The organism is Nocardia sp. NPDC020380 (assembly GCF_044386975.1).
Taxonomy (GTDB): domain Bacteria; phylum Actinomycetota; class Actinomycetes; order Mycobacteriales; family Mycobacteriaceae; genus Nocardia.
Genome location: NZ_JBIRVQ010000013.1, coordinates 208,267 through 225,388 on the forward strand (window position 1 = coordinate 208,267; position 17,122 = coordinate 225,388).

Annotated in this window: 18 protein-coding genes; 7 read left to right on the forward strand and 11 right to left on the reverse strand. The window is 66.9% G+C overall.

Annotated elements, in window-relative coordinates; genetic code table 11:
* Positions 1–11: 11 nt before the first annotated feature.
* The 6 genes from ACH438_RS33165 to ACH438_RS33190 form a co-directional block, all read right to left on the reverse strand.
* On the reverse strand, positions 12–416 hold the full coding sequence (locus tag ACH438_RS33165) for a tautomerase family protein (RefSeq protein ID WP_397012476.1): 405 nt from the start codon (positions 414–416) through the stop codon (positions 12–14).
* Between the two features lie 9 nt (positions 417–425).
* Positions 426–926 (reverse strand): GNAT family N-acetyltransferase, encoded by a 501-nt coding sequence (locus ACH438_RS33170; RefSeq protein WP_397012479.1) that lies wholly within the window; start codon positions 924–926, stop codon positions 426–428.
* 34 nt (positions 927–960) lie between these two features.
* Complete coding sequence (locus tag ACH438_RS33175; RefSeq protein WP_397012481.1) at positions 961–1,599, reverse strand: HD domain-containing protein; 639 nt, start codon at positions 1,597–1,599, stop codon at positions 961–963.
* A gap of 76 nt (positions 1,600–1,675) precedes the next feature.
* Positions 1,676–2,647: a GlxA family transcriptional regulator gene (locus tag ACH438_RS33180; protein ID WP_397012483.1), complete on the reverse strand. Its 972-nt coding sequence runs from the start codon at positions 2,645–2,647 to the stop codon at positions 1,676–1,678.
* Between the two features lie 104 nt (positions 2,648–2,751).
* A complete protein-coding gene (locus tag ACH438_RS33185; RefSeq protein WP_397012485.1) occupies positions 2,752–3,528 on the reverse strand; it encodes a siderophore-interacting protein in 777 nt (258 codons plus the stop codon).
* Positions 3,529–3,556: 28 nt separating this feature from the next.
* A complete protein-coding gene (locus ACH438_RS33190) occupies positions 3,557–4,114 on the reverse strand; it encodes a PadR family transcriptional regulator (RefSeq protein ID WP_397012487.1) in 558 nt (185 codons plus the stop codon).
* 193 nt (positions 4,115–4,307) lie between these two features.
* On the opposite strand from ACH438_RS33190, the gene ACH438_RS33195 reads away from it, so the two are divergent.
* Positions 4,308–5,507: an Ig-like domain-containing protein gene (locus ACH438_RS33195; protein WP_397012489.1), complete on the forward strand. Its 1,200-nt coding sequence runs from the start codon at positions 4,308–4,310 to the stop codon at positions 5,505–5,507.
* A 25-nt stretch (positions 5,508–5,532) separates the two neighbouring features.
* Here the strand turns inward: ACH438_RS33195 and ACH438_RS33200 are convergent, their stop codons facing one another.
* Positions 5,533–6,096, reverse strand: coding sequence for an NUDIX domain-containing protein (locus ACH438_RS33200; RefSeq protein ID WP_397012491.1), 564 nt, complete (start codon positions 6,094–6,096; stop codon positions 5,533–5,535).
* A 138-nt stretch (positions 6,097–6,234) separates the two neighbouring features.
* Here ACH438_RS33200 and ACH438_RS33205 point away from each other — a divergent pair, with 138 nt between their 5' ends.
* Positions 6,235–6,606 (forward strand): nuclear transport factor 2 family protein, encoded by a 372-nt coding sequence (locus ACH438_RS33205; protein ID WP_397012493.1) that lies wholly within the window; start codon positions 6,235–6,237, stop codon positions 6,604–6,606.
* A gap of 53 nt (positions 6,607–6,659) precedes the next feature.
* Here the strand turns inward: ACH438_RS33205 and ACH438_RS33210 are convergent, their stop codons facing one another.
* Positions 6,660–9,410, reverse strand: coding sequence for an AAA family ATPase (locus tag ACH438_RS33210; RefSeq protein ID WP_397012496.1), 2,751 nt, complete (start codon positions 9,408–9,410; stop codon positions 6,660–6,662).
* 82 nt (positions 9,411–9,492) lie between these two features.
* Positions 9,493–10,146, reverse strand: coding sequence for a flavin reductase family protein (locus ACH438_RS33215; RefSeq protein WP_397012498.1), 654 nt, complete (start codon positions 10,144–10,146; stop codon positions 9,493–9,495).
* Positions 10,147–10,263: 117 nt separating this feature from the next.
* On the opposite strand from ACH438_RS33215, the gene ACH438_RS33220 reads away from it, so the two are divergent.
* Both ACH438_RS33220 and ACH438_RS33225 read left to right on the forward strand, forming a co-directional pair.
* Positions 10,264–11,580: a DUF2786 domain-containing protein gene (locus ACH438_RS33220; RefSeq protein ID WP_397012500.1), complete on the forward strand. Its 1,317-nt coding sequence runs from the start codon at positions 10,264–10,266 to the stop codon at positions 11,578–11,580.
* 100 nt (positions 11,581–11,680) lie between these two features.
* Positions 11,681–12,796, forward strand: coding sequence for a hypothetical protein (locus ACH438_RS33225; RefSeq protein ID WP_397012502.1), 1,116 nt, complete (start codon positions 11,681–11,683; stop codon positions 12,794–12,796).
* Positions 12,797–13,064: 268 nt separating this feature from the next.
* On the opposite strand, the gene ACH438_RS33230 is transcribed toward ACH438_RS33225, so the two are convergent.
* Both ACH438_RS33230 and ACH438_RS33235 read right to left on the reverse strand, forming a co-directional pair.
* Positions 13,065–13,871 (reverse strand): SDR family NAD(P)-dependent oxidoreductase, encoded by an 807-nt coding sequence (locus tag ACH438_RS33230; protein ID WP_397012504.1) that lies wholly within the window; start codon positions 13,869–13,871, stop codon positions 13,065–13,067.
* A 22-nt stretch (positions 13,872–13,893) separates the two neighbouring features.
* A complete protein-coding gene (locus ACH438_RS33235) occupies positions 13,894–14,535 on the reverse strand; it encodes a TetR/AcrR family transcriptional regulator (protein ID WP_397012506.1) in 642 nt (213 codons plus the stop codon).
* Positions 14,536–14,643: 108 nt separating this feature from the next.
* Between ACH438_RS33235 and ACH438_RS33240 the strand changes: the two genes are divergently transcribed.
* The 3 genes from ACH438_RS33240 to ACH438_RS33250 all read left to right on the forward strand — a co-directional run bounded on the left by ACH438_RS33240 (position 14,644) and on the right by ACH438_RS33250 (position 17,028).
* Complete coding sequence (locus ACH438_RS33240) at positions 14,644–15,699, forward strand: medium chain dehydrogenase/reductase family protein (RefSeq protein WP_397012508.1); 1,056 nt, start codon at positions 14,644–14,646, stop codon at positions 15,697–15,699.
* A 35-nt stretch (positions 15,700–15,734) separates the two neighbouring features.
* Entirely contained in the window at positions 15,735–16,322 is a 588-nt protein-coding gene (locus ACH438_RS33245) for an ABC transporter permease (protein WP_397012510.1), read from the forward strand.
* Positions 16,323–16,557: 235 nt separating this feature from the next.
* The gene (locus ACH438_RS33250; RefSeq protein ID WP_397012512.1) at positions 16,558–17,028 is read left to right on the forward strand and encodes a hypothetical protein; all 471 of its coding nucleotides are present in this window, start codon (positions 16,558–16,560) and stop codon (positions 17,026–17,028) included.
* Positions 17,029–17,122: the final 94 nt, after the last annotated feature.

Sequence of the window (17,122 nt, forward strand, 5' to 3'; positions counted from 1 at the left end):
GGCAGCTGCCGTCAGCGCCATTGCTCCGGCGGCAGCACCACGTAACTCGCTTCTCCGTGCCCGAACGACCAGTCGTGCCGCTGATTCTCGGTGAGCGCGATACCGAGATCCTCGGTGCGCAGCCCGATCTGTTTCGCCAGCAACTCGGCGAGGCGGGCATAGAACGCCTGTTTGGCCTCCACAGTCCGCCCGGCCGACAGCGTCACCTGCACCATCACGAACCGAACAGACCGCTCGATATCGAGGTAGGACCGATTGAAATCGAAGGTCTCGGCGCCGTGCTCGGTAACGATCTGAAACCTGTCCCGCTCCGGCACATTCAGCGTCTCGACCATCGCCAGCTGCACGCAGTCACCGATGGCCTTACGTTCGTCGACGGTGAAGCCCTGCATGAGATCTATTCGCACCAAAGGCATCCCGCCAGCCTAACCGGCATCTCCGTTCAGGCGGCGAGCCATCAAGAGATCATCGACGTAGCGGCCGTCGAGCTTGAATTCGTCCCGCAGGCGACCCTCCAGGTGGAACTCGAGCTTCTCGTACAGCGCGATGGCCGGGTCGTTGGTGGCGAGCACGCGCAAGGTCAGGCGGGTGGCCCCGGCCCGGCGCGATTCCGCCATCGCCGCCCGGACCAGCGTGGAGGCGATCCCGCGGCGGCGCACCGAGGCATCGACCGCCAGCCCCTGGATCTGACGGACATGCGCGACGCTGTCCACCGGAATGGGCTGCACCAGGCGGAGATACGCGACCAAGCGCTCGTCGAGACTGGCGACCAGGTAGTGCTCGGGCCGGCTGCCGTCATGGAAGAACGGCTCGCCCGGCGCCGGGCGCGGGGTGATCTCACTCGTGCCGGACCAGGCGGTGCGGAAGAGTTCGGCCAGTGCGGCATCGTCTTCGGGGCGCGCCCGGCGAATGACCGGTTCCGTCATAGCGGCCAGTATGCCCGGAGTTCCGGGCCGGGCACTACTCCGGCCAGGAGTTGTTCCGGATGATTTCGACGAAGTTCTTTCTGCTGAAGGAAGGGTCGAAATGGGCCAGGACATCGTCGTTCATGGTGCCGAACGTGGTGTCGGGACGGTTGGACATGCCGTTGTAGAAGGCTTGCAGGATGCGGTTCTTGAAATCCGGGCGCGGGTGGGCCGACACCACGGCGGCGCGTTGCCGATCAGTGATTTCGCCGAGGTCCAGGCCCAGTACGTCGGTCTCTACGCCGAGGGTCACCACGGCGACTTCCGGTGCGAGGTGCAATGGGATTTCGGGGGTGGTGTGTAATGCGATGGCCAGCCACACATTTCGAGCCTCTTGCTCGGTGCGACCGTGGTCGAGCAGGAAGTCTCGCGCTGCCTCGGCGCCGTCGATCTCGAATCGGCGATCCTTGGTGGCATAGGTGGGAGTCAGCCCGAGGTCGTGGAAAAGGGCGCCGACATAGGCGAGTTCGAGGTCGACCTCCTGGCCGCGAGCGGCCGACTTCAATGCTCCCCAGAGAAAGACTCGGCGGGAATGGTTGAAAAGTGTGTCGTCGGTGGCATTGCGGACGAGAGTGGTGGCTGCTCGCACGAGTTCGGTGTCGGGAATGACTATTCCGGCAATGGCTTCGGACATCGGGCCTCCAGAGTTTCGGTGGAATGCCTTTACTCTCCCCGGTCGCCCAGGCCGCGCCCACTGCCTGAATTGACCGCTATCCCACAGATCCGGACATGGCGCTTCCGAACCTGGCCCGGTATTGGCTGGGCGAGATACCGAGGCGCGCGACGAAGGTCCGTCGCATGGTCTCCGAGCTGCCGAATCCCGAGGCCCGTGCGGCCTGCGCCACTCCGTGACCGGCATCCAGCAGGGCCTTCGCGTGATCCAGCCGCACCTGCTCCACATACCGTGCGGGCGTGGTGTTCAGCTCCGAAGCGAATAACCGCGCCAGATGCCGGGGACTGACTCCTACCAGTGCGGCCAGCGAGGTTGCGCTGTGATCGCGAGCGGGCTCCGCCGAGATCACATCCACGATGGCGCGAACCGTGGGTGTCCGCGCGGGTCTGACCTCCAGCGGCGCCGAGAACTGTGATTGCCCGCCGGGTCGCTGCATGAACATCACCAAGCTACGCGCGACTTCGCGAGCCAGGTCGACCCCGTGATCCTGTTCCACCAGCGCCAGCGCCAAATCCATTCCCGCCGAGACGCCGGCAGAAGTGAAGACGCCTCCATCCTCGACGAACAGGGCGTCGGGCAGGACCTCGATATCCGGATATCGCCGGGCCAGCGCACCCGCATGCCGCCAATGCGTGGTGGCCCGCCGCCCCGCCAGCACTCCCGCCGCGGCCAGCGCGAACGACCCGGTGCAGATCGACACCAATCGCCTTGTCCGCGAACGAAGTTCACGCACCACGGAAATCAAGTCCTCCGGTATCGGCGCGCTGACCAGCACCTCTCCACCTGACACCACTACCGTGTCGGGATCCGTGACATCCCCGGCAGCCCCGTCGACAGGCAACCGAACCCCTGCCGATGTGCGAACGGCCTCCCCCGACGGCGACACATAACTCAGTGAGTACGCCGCCCCGAACAGGTTCGCCTCCGCGAAAACCTCCGCCGGCCCTGCCACATCGAGCATCTTCATGCCGTCGAACACCACGAAAACAACTGCCCGACCACGTCCCACAGTCCGCCTCCCAGGTCGATTCCCCACCCAACTATGTCAGAATCTGTGGGCTTCCATCCTGACCGGACATACCTCCGCCGCCGAGGATCACGATTCGCTTCACATCAGTCCATGCCGCGGCGGCCCGGCGTCCAGAAGGGCTTGGTCACGATGGAGCGGCGCGGCCAGTGGCGTTCTTGGACAAGATGTTTCGTGACCATCTGGATGGTGCGCGCCTCGCCCGCGACATATGCGACGCCCGGGGTGGCCGGCAGGCGGAGGTTGCGGACGGCGTCGAGGAGAATCTCCGAACGGGCTGCGGAGGCGGTGCCGCGCAAGGGGTGAGACAGCTCGGCCGCGCGGGGTAGCGGGAGTCGGTCCTCGGGCGTGGCGGTTTCGATCGCGCCGTTGACCGGAACCTCGTCGGGTACCGCACGGAGCATGGCGCCGAAGGCCACCGAGGCGGTCTCCTCGCCGATGAACAGATAGTTCGGCGCATCGGCGCGGAGCGTGAAAGAGCCTTCGGGGCCGCGGAATCGGATCTGTTGACCGACCTCGGCGGCGCGTCCCCAGCGGGAGCCCGGTCCGTCACCGTGATCGAGCACGCACAGGTGGAGTTCGCCGTTCTCCTTGTCGAAATGCCACACCGTATAGGTGCGCAGATCCGCGACGCGGGACAGCAGCCCGTCGCCGCCGACGACTACCCGGAGATGCTGTCCGGGAAGGCAATTCAACTCCTGCAAGGCCGGGCCGCCGATTCGGATGCGGATCATGCGGCCGGCGATCCGTTCGGTTTCCAGCACGCGGCCCGTGGTGAGGAACCGGTCCAGGAGGCGATCGCCCAGGCCGCGGGATTGCCGGACGGTGGCAGTGTCCTGCGCGGGATTATCTGTGTGCGCCATGGGAATACCTTCCATGCGGAGGGTTCGGTCAGTCGGTGCGCCGGCCGCGTCGCCGGTCGTGATGCTGACGCTTGATATCTGATTTCAGTTGCTGCAGTTCACGTGTCGTATCGGTGAGGATGTCGCGGACCTGATCGATCACCGCGGGATCCCGGTGCGAATGGACCACGGCCGAGACCGCGGCCTTGAACAAACGCAGTGCGGGACCGACGATTTCGGCGGCATCGGGATCACGGAACATGCCCCATTCGCCGCGCTGATCGGCGCGCACCCAGATGCGTTCGATCGCGTCGGTGTGCCCGTCGACCTCGGCCTGTCCCTCGGCGCTGATGTGGAAAATCTTTCGGCCGCCCTCAATTTCGAGGGTGACCAGACCTTCGTCCTCGAGCTGCTGCAGCGTCGGATACACCGCGCCGGCACTCGGGCGGTAGGCGCCGCCGCAACGCCGCTCCAGGCGGGACATCAGCTCGTAGCCGTGGCCGGGCTGCTCGGCGATCAATGCCAGCAGGGCCCAGCGCAACTCACCCGGACCGAAGAAACGGCCGGTTCCGGGTCCGCCGAAGTCGGCGAATCGTCTCGGGCTCACGCACTGAAGATATATCGTAAGATATAGCTCCCGCAATACCTTCGGCCCGGGCGAGCCGCCCGGATCGATCTAGGAATGGTGTCGGTTACGCGACGGATCGGTGGCGATACCGCCTGTCGGCGCCGAGACCGTCCCCCGGCTACCGCAAGCTGCGACGTGAAGGTCTGCCCTGCCCCGGCGAAGGGAGACGACGATGGGATTGCGACGTCGTGAGCTGCTGATCGGATTCGCAGGCGCCGGCGGGCTGGCCCTGACCGCGTGTTCACAAGACCGGAAACCGCCGCCGCCACCGCCGCCACCGGCCGTGATCCGATTCGATCCGCCACCCGATGCCCAAAACGTCGGCGCCCGCGCGCCCGCCAAGGTCACCATCACCAATGGGACTGTGCGCTCGGTCGAATGGATCGACGAGACGGGCAGACCCTTACCGGGCGGGCCGGCGCCCGATCATCGCACCTGGATCAGCTCCGAACCGCTCGGCTACGGCCACACCTACACCGCCAAGGTCGTGGCGCAGGGCGCGACCGGAGACATCACCGCTACCGCGACCTGCACCACCGTCCAGCCCGACCGGCTCGTCGACGTCTCGCTATGCTCGTCAAATCTGAACGAGATAGCCGAGAATGACACGTACGGAACGGGTTTCGTGCTCGTCGCCCATTTCGACGAACCCATCGATCGAGCGGCCGCCGAACCTCACCTGAAGGTCACCACCGTGCCCGCCGTGACCGGCGCCTGGTACTGGCTCGACGATCAGAATGCGCATTGGCGGCCCGAGCACTACCACCCGCCGGGAACCAAGATCACGGCCGCGGCCGAATTCTTCGGAATCGATCTCGGCGACGGCGCATTCGGCGAACGCGACCAGCGCATCACCGTGAATATCGGCGCCGCCCATGTCGCGATCGCCGACGACGACACCAAGCAGATCGAAGTCTTCGACAATGGTGTTCTCGTCCGCACCATGCCCACCTCGATGGGCAGGGGCGGCACCGCGGTCATCGGCGATCGAGTCCTGTCGTTCTGGACGCGGCCGGGTGTCTACACCGTCCTGGACCGGAAAGATCCGGTAATGATGGACTCCGCCACGTACGGCCTCCCCAACACCTCCGGTCTCGGCTACCGCACCAGCATCAACAAGGCGGTCCGCATCAGCCACGACGGCATCTACGTCCACGAATTGGCCGAAACCGTCTGGGCGCAGGGCAATACCGACGTCTCACACGGCTGCCTCAATATCTCCCCCGACGATGCCGCATGGTTCTACGACTTCGTCGTCCCCGGCGATATCGTCGAGGTCCGCAATACCGGCGGCGATCCCCTCGACATCTGGCAGAACGGCGATTGGACCATCGCCTGGCCCGATTGGCTCCGCGGCAGCGCCCGCACCTGACCCGAACGGCTCATGCGCTGCGGAATTACCCGGAAGCCAGGGCGCTGTTGAGCTTTCGGACGAAGCGGTGCAGGTGCGGGTCCGATTCGGGCAGGGTTTCCGGGTTCAGGTCCCACCACCGGCCGCCGTCGAACTCGGCGGGGTCGAGAGCGTATGCGTGCGTGCGCATCCCGCGGATCACGTACCAGAGGGAACAGTCGATGTGGGCGGCCGGGCGGGTCACCGGGGTCACCGTAAGGAACAAGGGTTGTTCACCTACGACATCGAATACGGCTGGTATGCCCAGTTCCTCACCGGCCTCACGTCGAGCGGCATGGCGGGGATGCTCGCCGGGCTCCACATGACCGCCCATCGGTAGATACAGGTCCGCCTTGCGATGACGACCCAGATAGACGCCGGACTCGTCGGGGTCGACCAGGACCGTGTAGGCCACCAGATGCGGTGACGGAGTGGCGGGTTGGATGCGGCGGTAGATGTCGTCGGTGGAGTGGAGCCAGGCTGAGGTCCGAGCTATGTGGAGGCGCTCGAGCTCGTCCCACGGCGTGATCGCGGCGACCGTGGCGGCAATGACAGCGGTGGTGGGCTGCATGGCGAAGCACGCTACCCAGGGGGTACGACAGCCGGATCGAGATGCCGGTCGAGCGTACTTAAGGACGACAGATTCCCAGGCGAGCGCCGGTCAATAACTTTGTGTTCAGCACGAACGAGAACACGAAGGAGAGAGACCATGAGTGACATCAACGAGCTGGTCGGACGCTACCTGACCGCGTGGAACGCCACCGACCCGAGCGCCCGGGCGGCCCTGGTGGCCGAGGTATTCACCGAGGACGCCGAGTACACCGATCCGCTGGTATCGGTCCGAGGCCACGCCGGCCTTGCCGCCACCATCGCCGCGGTCCAAGGACAGTTCGCGGGCCTCGAGTTCACCCCCGGCACAACCACCATCGACGCACATCACAACATCGTCCGTTTCACCTGGAACCTAGGCCGGCCGGGCGCGGAACCCCTGGTCATCGGATTCGATGTCGCGGTGATCGCCGAGGACGGCCGCATCGGCCAGGTGCTCGGATTCCTCGACCAGGTCCCGGCCGGCGCCTGACACAGATCTACCGGCGGGAACGCGGAACTCGCGTTCCCGCCGGCTCTCCGCTACTACTCGAACTGGGCGGCAACGTCTTTCAGTTCGCCACGGGAGGTGACGCCGAGTTTCGGGTAGGCCTTGTAGAGGTGGTAGCCGACGGTGCGGTGGCTGAGGAAGAGTTGGGCGGCTATGTCGCGGTTCGAGAGGCCCTGGGCGGCTAGTCGGACGATTTGTAGTTCTTGTGGGGTGAGGCCGGAGAGGGTGGCGGGTGAGGGGCGGGTGTTGTCGTCGGTGGCGCCGGTGGCGGTGAGTTCGTTGCGGGTTCGCTGCGACCAGGGGTGCATGCCGAGGCGGTCGAAGACTTCCAGGGCGTCGTTGAGGTGGGTGCGGGCCTCGGCTTTGCGGCGGGCTCGGCGGAGCCATTCGCCGAAAAGGAGGGCCGTGCGGGCGTATTCGATGGGGCGGCCGTCGCGGTCGTGGGTTTGCAATGCTTGGAGGTAGTGCTTTTCGGCGTTGGCGTCGTCGAGTAGTGCGGCACAGCGCAGGACGAGGGCGTCGGCCCAGGGCTCGCGTGCCGAGTGCGCCCATTGTTCGAAGCGGGTGAACGTGGCGGTGGCGCGGTCCGGGGCGCCCAGGCGTACTGCGGCTTCGACCAGGTCGGGGACGGAGTGGGTGGCGCAGACGTGGTGGCGCATGGGGTCTCGGGTGAGGCGGTCGAAGCGGGACAGGGCCGCTTCGGCGCGGCCCAGGCCGAGTTCGAGGAGTCCTAGCGACCAATGGGCCCAGGGTGCGCCCGGTGCCATCGAACCGGGGGTGTCGCCGGCCAGGCCGATGTCCGCGTGTTCGCGGCAGGCGTCGGCGTCACCGGCGAGGGCTTCGAGGTGTGCCTGCACGCTGGCCAGTTGGTGGACCCATTGTTGTTGTCCGGTATCGCGGGCCAATTCTCGCGCCTCGGCCACGGTGGTGTGCGCATTGCGGAGGCGGCCGGTGAAGATGTCGGTCTCGGCGGCGAAGAACAGGACCGTCGGCAGGCGGCCCGCGGCGCCGGCGGCGCGATGGCGTGCGATCTGCGCGGTCGCCAGGGTGTATGCGGCGGTGTCTTGGCCACGGGCCAGGGCCACGCCGCAGAGCATCACCAGGACCTGATCCGAAACCTCGCCCCGGGAACGGATTTCGGCGAGCGTGTCGGTGAGCGAGATCGGTTCGGCCGGTCCGCGGTACAGCAGGCGGCCGACGTATTCCGTCGCGGGCGTCATCGGGTGTGCTGGCGGGAATTCCAGTGCGGCAATGCGTTCCAGTACCTCGGACAGCTGTGCTTCGCCGAGATACCAGGCGGTGTGCAGAGCTTGCAGGAGCATTCCCGCGGCTTGTTCCGGCGCCGAGCCGGAGATGGGATACGCCGCGTCGATGAGCAAGCGATGCGCTTCGGGGAAGGCGCCTTGCCAGAATCGGGCCAATGCTCTTACCTGCGCGAGGCCGGCGCGCATCGGTTCCGCGATCTCTCGCCCCGACGCTCGCTTGGCCAGCTGATCGGCATGGTCGAGTTCGCCTGCCTCCAAGGCCGATTGGGCAGCCAGCGCCTCGCGCCTGGTCTTCGCCTCCAGCTCGACACTGAGTCTTGCGGCGCGGTCATATGCGGCCGTCGCCGCCTTGTGGCCGCCACGTTCGCGGGCTCGGACGGCGGTGTGCTCCAGGACAGTCGCCGTCTGCTCATCCGGGCCGGTGGCCGCTGCCGCCAAGTGCCAGGCGTGGCGGTCGGCGTGTTCGGGGGCATCCAGTGCGGCGGCCAAGGCCCGGTGCGCCGCCAGGCGTTGTGCCAGCGGTGCGCCTTGATACACGGCCGCGCGGATCAGTGGGTGGCGGAAATCGACTGTCGCACCGAGACCTTCGCCGCGATGCAGCAGCCCGGCCTCCTCGGCCGGAGCCAGGTCGTCGATGCCCGCACCCAACGACTCGGCGGCGCGCAGCAGCACTCCCAGCTCACCGGTTTCGTCGGTGGCGAGCACCAGTAGCAGAGTCCGGGTCGCGTCGGGCAGTCTGCTCACCTGACCGTGGAAGGCGGCACGCAGCAGGTCGGTCAGGGGCAGCGAACCGACGCCGAGATCCACCGACCGTTCGGCGGCGACCGCGACGGCGACCGGCAATTCGAGCAAGGCCAGGGGATTCCCGCGCGCCTCGGCCAGCAGCCGGTACCGCACCGACGGGCTGATCGATCGGCCCTGCAACAGCGTGGCCGACGCCTCCAGCGACAGACCCGCGAGACGTTGCTCCGGGATCCCGGGCGCCGGGAAGGATCCTTCGCCATCACGTGCGGCGAACAGAATCACGACACCGTCGGCCTGTAATCGGCGCGCGGCGAACAGAAGCGCGTCCTGCGATGCGCGGTCCAGCCATTGCGCATCGTCGATCACCACCAATGCGCCGATACCGTCGGCATACTCGGTGAGCAGCGACAGCACGCCCAGCCCCACCAGCATCGGCTCGCTCGCCGCGCCGGCTTCCAGTCCCAGCGCGGTGGCCAGGGCCGCACGCTGCGGGCCGGGCAGCGCGTCGAGGCAGACCAGTGCCGGACGCAGCAGCAATTGCAGTCCGGCAAAAGGTAATTCGGCCTCGACCTCGATGCCCGTGCCGCGCAGCAGCCGCATTTCCGCGGCCGTAGCCGCCGCATATTCCAGCAGTGATGTCTTCCCGATCCCGGGTTCGCCCCGCAATACGAGGGCGCCACTGCCTCCCGCGCGCGCCGCGGTCAGCAGCGCGGTAATCGCCTGCTGTTCCGGCTCACGTCCACACAACTCCACCATCTGCCCGGACAAGACCGGCATCCCACCTCTCGACCGAGCCGGGGGTACCGCGGCAGATCATCGACAACGGTTCATCATTGCCGGATCGAACGATAGACGGCAACTAGTTTCGAGCAGGGGCGGGGCCGGCCGCGGTGGTCGCGGACTTCGGGATCTGCCAGGCGGTTGCCAGCCGGGAGTCCCGGAGCTGGGTTCCGCCGCCGAAGAACTCGCAGAACTTCATGATCAGCGGATCCCAGCCGAGCGGGTCGATGTACTGGGTGCCGGGGATGATGAGCTCCTCGTCCGCGTGCACGCGGATCACTCGGACGGTGTGTGCGGTGATGCTGTCGCCGGCGTCGAACGGCGTGGCCGAGACCAGTTCGCATTCGAGCTGGATCGGGCATTCGGCTACCAGGGGCGCGTCGACCAGATCGGCGGCCAGCTGTGTGAGGCCCGCCGCCCCGAACTTGTCCGGCTCGTGGCGGTAGCCCTTCTCGATCCGGTGCTGTGTGCGCACCGGCGATCCGGTCAGCAGGGCCAGCCGGTCGACCGCCTCCACCAGGTCCGGCGAGGGCAGGTTCAGCACGCATTCCCGTTCGCGCAGCAGGTTGCCGGTGGTCTGCGACAAGGTGCTCATCCCGAGCATGCACTGGTCCCCCAGCCACCACGCCGACGACATCGGCGCCAGGTTCGCGGTCCCATCGATATTGCGCGTGCTGATCAGCACGACCGGTGTGCCGAAGTAGAGAACCTTCAAGTTGACGTTTCGATGCATGGCACCCACTCTGCGGTCCCGCCACGGCCGTCGCTGGCGGGAAGCGGACATGGCGTCGGTGCGGGATCCGCAGGGTAATCGGGGACCGATGAACCCGGTGAAATAGGGTCGTCGGTCGTGGGTAAGCCGAATCGCAAGCATCGGGCCGCCAAGCAGCGGGCGCGCCAAGGGGGCGCGGATTTCGGGATCGGCTCCGGCGAGCGGCAGCCCAGCGCGGAGGAGATTGCCAATGCGATCATGGCCGCGGCAATAGAATCGGCGCAGGGCGGAACTCGGGGCAAATCCGCGGCGAGCGATCCGGTGGTCGTATTCGTCGCCGGGCTCGCCGGCGACGACGCACTCGTTCGCGAAGTGGAATCAGGCGTGCACTCGGCGAGTCAGCACATCGTCACGAGAGTGTTCCAGAATGGCTGGCTGCCTGCGGATATCCACCAGGCAGCGCGGCGGCGAGTGGACGACTTCGCCGTCAGCTTCCTGACCGATGTGATCGCGGCCTACGCCCGGCCCTTCGCCGCCGCGACCATGGACGAGACCTGGCTGGTGCAATTGCGCGAATTGGCTGCCGGCACTTGGTGGTCGGACTCGGCGCCACATTTCCGGCAGTGGGCGGCCAAGCACATGCTGACCACCGGCGAAGCCCTCGCCACCGTGATCGAGGCCCTCGCCCTGCTGATGGTGCTGCCGAAGCTGGAGCTCATCCGGCCGTTGCCCGGCACGGCGCGCCCGCGGACCGAGGTCCATCATCATGTCGACGAGAAGGTGCTCGGCCGGGTCCGGGGACTGCTGGCCAAGGCCGAATCGACCTCCTTTCCCGAAGAGGCCGAGGCGCTTTCGGCCAAAGCGCAGGAATTGATGAGCAAATACGCGCTCGATCGCGTGCTGGTCGATGCCGACGCCTCGGTGGTGGATCTGCCCGGGGCACGGCGGATATGGCTCGATACGCCGTATACGGATGCGAAGGCGCTGCTGATCGATGTGGTGGCGAAAGCCAATCGGTGCCGCGCGATCTTCGCCTCGGCGTGGGGTTTCATGACCATTGTCGGCGACGAGGCCGACCTGGACGCGGTGGAATTGCTGTCCACCTCGCTGCTGGTCCAGGCCACCCGCGCGATGATCGCCAACGGCAACAAGGACTCCCGGAGCGACGAGGCGCGCAGCCGCACCTTCCGCAAGTCGTTCCTCGTCGCCTACGCCGCCCGCATCGGCGAACGACTCGAGGCAGCCACCGCCGCCAGCATCGCGGAATCGGCCGAGCCGGAACGATTGCTGCCGGTCCTGGCCTCCCACCAGCTCGCGGTGGACTCGGCATTCGACACCTTGTTTCCGCAAGCCCGCAACCGCGGCATCAGCATCCGCAGCGCCGCGGGCTGGGACGCCGGTCGCGCGGCCGCGGATCGCGCCCGCCTCGATGCCCGGCGATCCTTGGACAAGTAGGCCGCCGCCACGGTTCGCGTAACCGATGTACTTTCGGGGCATGGGGAGTCCGACCGGTCCGTTGCGTTCTATCAACAGGTTTCGCCGGCCGATAGCAATTGTGATCGGCATCGTGGTGGCGGCGACGGTCGTGGCGTCAGTGCCGAGCTGGTGGTGCGGTCGTGATGCCGATCGCTGGTACCGCGGGGATCCGGCACTGGTGCACGGTCTCGCCGAGGAACTGGTGGCCTTCGAGGCCGCCGACGATCAACTGCGCGCCAATGGATCTCACGATGTGCTCACCGATATGTGGGGCCTGCTCGCACATCAGATGACCGCGCTGGGCCTCGCACAGGTCTGCCTCTCACACCCCGAATGGCGAGACCACTACGCCCCCATTGCTACTCGCGCAGCAGCCAAGAGCCTGCTCCCCGACATGCGCACCACCTTCACCAACGCCTGGCACGGCGACGACGGATCAGCCGACCTCAGCAATCCGCACGCCCACGCATACCTCTCGTATCCCGCTCTCGCACTGGGCATGGCACGTCTTGTCGATCCAGCCTTCCCCCACAACCTCGCCGTCGAGGATGACGCCCTGGTCGCCTCCTTCGAACGCCAGCTACTCGCCTCACCGACCGGCCTTGTGGAAACCCTTCCCGGCGAGGCCTATCCGACGGATGTCGCCGCCGTAGCCGCCGCGATCGCCGTACAGGGCCGCGCCACCGGCACCGACCACACCGCCGTCCTCACCCACTGGGCCCAACAACTACGCGCAACCCAAATCGACCCAGCCACCGGCCTGGTCCTCCAGCGCATGGGCCCGGACGGCCACGCCCACGACGCCCCTCGTGCCTCAGGAACGGGCCTGGCCGCCTACTTCGCCGGCTTCGCCGACCGCTCTATTGCCGAGCAACTGGCCACAGGCTTGTTCCACCAGGAGCGAAGCCTCCTCGGCTTCAGCGCAATCCACGAGTACGGCAAGGGCTACGACGGCGCAGGCGACATCGACAGCGGCCCGGTAATCCTCGGAGTATCCGTGTCCGCCACCGCTTTCGCCTTCGCCCCCGCCCGCGCCTTCGGAAACCACTCCCTCTTCACCCGCCTGTATCGCACCACCGACCTCCTGGGCCTCCCCCTCCGCAGCGGCCCCAGCCTGCGTTTCGCCACAGGCGGCGCCATAGGCAACGCCCTCCTCCTGGCCTTCCTCACCTCCGGACCGGAACTCGCCCAATGAATCTCCCCACCCGCCCCCAACTCCGCACCGCCTGGCGCCCGCTCCGCACCCCCGTAATCCTGATCGCCCTATACCTGGCCCTGACCCCCCTCCTGGCAGCCCTCTCCGCCCACCACGGCCTAGGCTCCCCCAACGGCTTCGGCCTCCCCTACTTGGCAATCACCATCGCAACACTGGTTCTCCGACTGGCCCTTCTGATAATCGTCCCCGCCCTCCTCACCTACCGCCTGGCGAGGTGGACAACCACCCAACTAATCCGCCGAGTGGGTTAGTTGCCTTGGGCGGCTGTGGTTATCGGGTGCCATTCTTGCCAGAGGGAGAGGCGGGATTCGTATTCTTCGGTGGCGATGTGGAGGGCTTGGGCGCCGAGAAGTAGGCGGAGGGGTGGGGTTTCGGCGTCTACCAGGGTCAGTAGGGCGGTGCGGGTGGAGGCGGGGTCGCCGAGCGGGGTGCCGGAGGGGTCGGCGGTGGTGCGGAGGTGGTCGTAGGCGGGGTGGGGGGTGGTGAATTCGGTTAGTTTGAAACCGGTGTCGTAGCTGGCGGGTTCGAGGATGGTGACGTGGATGCCGAGGTCGGATACTTCGGCGGCCAGGGATTGGGAGATGCCTTCGAGGGCCCATTTGGAGGCGTTGTAGGCGCCTGCGTTGGGGGAGGCGACGATTCCCCAGAGGCTGGAGACCTGGATTATGTGACCGGCGCCTTGTGACCGGAGGATGGGGAGGGCTGCTTGTGTTACCCAGAGGGCGCCCAGGAGATTGGTGTCGAGTTCGGCTCGAAGCTGGTGTTCGGTGAGTTCTTCGACCATGCCGAACTGCATGTATCCGGCGTTGTTCACTACTACATCGAGGCGGCCGAAATGGTGTGCCGCTTGCTGAACGGCGGCGAAATCGGCCGGTCTGTCGGTCACATCCAGTTGTAGCGGCAGGAAGGTTTCCGGGAACTCGGTGACCAGGTCGGTCAGTGCGGTCAGATCGCGGGCGGTGCCGGCGACCCGGTCGCCGCGTTCCAGTGCGGCCGAAGCCCATTCGCGGCCGAGGCCGCGCGAGACACCGGTGATGAACCAGACCTTGCTCATATGAAACTGCTTTCAGTTGTGCTTATTCGGTCGTGAAGTGCGCGAGTGCGGTGATGAGGCGTTCGGAGATGTCCGGCGGCCAGGGGAAATTGGGGGCGACCGCCTGCTGGTGCGCGAGACCGTGCAATCCGAGCCATAAGGCGACGGCGTCGGCGGCAGGGTCGGTGCTGGTGGCTTCGCCTGCGGCGACACAGTCTTCGAGGGCGTCGGCGAGCAGTTGCAGGCTGGTCTGACCGAGGATGGCCAGATCGTTCTCGGTCACGGAGGCGTCCTTCAGGTCGGGCGCCCAGATGCCGCCGAACATGGTGCGGTAGCGGCCGGGGCGGGCGCGAGCGAAGTCGAGATAGCCGTAGCAGACGGCCAGCAGGCGCCCCCGGGGCGAGTCGCCATGGGCGCGTACGGCTTCGGCCAGTTCTTCGTTCAGCTCGGCGAAGGCGTCCTGGACCACGGCCAGCATGATGGCGGGCTGGTCGGGGAAGTGGCGATAGATGGAAGGAGCCGCGATCCCGGCGCGGCGCGCGACCGAGCGCAATGTGATGGCGCTTTCCTCACCCGTCTCGTCGAGCAGCTCGACCGCCGCCGCCACGATCTCGTCGCGTAGCCGAGCGCCCTCCCCTCGGGGGTTGCGTGCGCGGACGTTCGTCGCGGCCTCGTTCTTTCCCATGGGCTCACCTTACAACGGAAAGCTTACAAGCGTTAGCTCTTGCGGAAAATAAACTTACGTGCGTAGCCTTACATGCGTTAGCTCAAGCGATTCGAACGGGAGCCCATCATGGGAAGCAGCACCGCCACCAGCACCGTTACCGAGATAGTCCTGCCGGGCAAGGTCGAGCCCGAAGGCCTGCAAATCACCACTCGCGACCTCCCGGCACCGGCCGCGGGCCAGGTCGTATTGGGCATGGAAGCGACCGGGGTGTCGTTCGCCGAGCAGCAGATGCGGCGCGGCAAGTACTTCGATCAACCGCCGTTCCCGTTCGTGCCGGGTTACGACGTGGTCGGCACCGTGCTCGCGACCGGGCCCGGGGTGGATCGCGCGCTGATCGGACAGCGGTTCGCCGCGGTCACCAAGGTCGGCGGCTGGGCCAGCGCGCTGGTGCTGGACGCCGTGGATCTGGTGCCGGTGCCGGACGGCGTGGCCCCGGCCGCCGCCGAGACCGTGGTGGTCAACGGCCTCACGGCCTGGCAGATGTTGCACCGCAAGGCCGCCGTGCAACCCGGCGGGATCATCGTGGTGCTGGGCGCCAACGGCGGCGTCGGATCCACGCTCGTACAGTTGGCCCGCCACAGCGGAATCAGGGTGATCGGCACCGCGTCCCCGTGGCACCACGCGGCGCTGCGCGAGCAGGGTGTGACGCCGATCGACTACAACGACCCGGAAATGTACCGCCGGATCAGGGAATTCGCGCCCGATGGAGTGGATGCGGTGTTCGACCACGTCGGCGGTCCCGGGATCGTCGAATCGTGGCGACTGCTGCGCCGGGGCGGGACGCTCGTCTCCTACGGCAGCGCGGCAACGAAGAACGTCGAGGGCAATGCGAAACTGCCTGTGCTGAAGATGTTCCCGCGGCTGATGATGTGGAATTACCTGCCCAACGGCAAGAGTGCGCAGTTCTACAACCTCTGGGACGGTCAGCGCCGCATCGAGGCCTACCGCCTGCGGCAGCGCGAGGACCTCACCCAGGTATTGCAGCTCCTGGCCGACGGCGCGCTGACCCCGCAGATCGCCGCCGAATTCCCGCTGTCGCAGACCGGTTCCGCACTGGCACTGGCGGAATCACGCACCGTCGCAGGCAAGGTCGTCATCGTCCCGGACCCGCCCCGGTCCTGAATCCCACCGCCGGCACCCACACTTCGGAGACTTCCATGACCACCACTGTTTTCGCCCCCTCGATCGCGACCACCCGCGGCGGTGACGTCGACAATCGCGCCGTCTACATCACCTTCGGACTCGCCTACATCCTCGGACACGGCGCCGCGAGCCTGTCCAAGGGCGACAACCCGCTGGTCAGCCTGCCCGGCTGGCTACCGATGACGTTGCTGGGCACCGGTTTCGCGATCGGCACCGTATTCGCCACGATGGCCGCCCTACGCGCCCAGCGTGACGCCGGCAAACCCGAGGTCCGCACGGGACAACTGCTCGGCCTGTCCTGGGTCGTGGGGTTCGCCGCCCTGTTCCTGGCGATCACCGGCATCTCCTCGACGCTCGCCACCCCCGGCTTGCAGACGCTGCTCTGGCCCGCCGGTTCCGGTCTCGTCGTCGGCCTGATCTATCTCGCGGAAGGCGCCGCGCGCCGGAACATCCTGCACTACAGCGTCGGCAGCTGGCTGGCGCTGGTCTCCACCGTCGCGCTGTTCTTCAGCCCGCCGGCCTTCTTCGCGATCCTTGCCATCGCCGGTGGCGGCGGATACGTCATCGCTACGATCCTCGAATTCCGCCGCCACCGCCGCTGATCACCAGCCGGAGCCGGACCCACCCGATCCTGTGTTAGCCAGGATGGTGCCGATCACCATCTGCAAGAGACCGGCAATAGAGCCAAGAAATTCCACAGTGTCCTCCGACTATCTCATCGCCGATCATCCGGCGTAGCGGTGAACCTAGCGCAACTTCCATTTGGAAGAAGTGTGTTTCATAAAACTCGGCCCAGGTCGGCCCCTCCGAAAGAGCCAGGGGCGGAGACTGAATCAGATGATGAACACCTTTGTGAAGATCGCCCTCACCGGATCGGCCCTGTCCATCGCCGCCGCAACGACACTCGGGCACGCCGGTCAGGCCGAGGCCGGCCCGCCCCCTGCCGGATCCTGTCAATGGGCAGGCACCGCCTACTCCCAAGGCGACACCGTCTACGCCGGCGGCACCGCATTCACCTGCGCTCAGCAGGCCGAGTGGACCCGGTCCCCCGCCGCGGGCCACCCCGACACCGTCCCCAGTCCCGGCGCCACCCAGGCCGCCGCCGTCGGATTCAGCGCAGGCGCAGTACAACCCGGCTCCACCTACTTCGACACCTGCGAGGCCGACACCATCCAGCCCGGCAACGCCTACCTCTTCCAGGCCGTCGACGTGAACGGCACCCTCACCTGGCAAGCCGACGGCCCCAACCCCCAATGGACCTACCAGCCCGCCCAAACCCGCAGCTGCGTCGACAGCAACCTGAACTAGAACTCGCCGATCAGCCGTACCAGCAGCCGGTGGTGCGGGCTGGCCGGATCTTGGCGAATTACGGCCGTCGGGTTACTCGCCGGGGAGGTGGGGG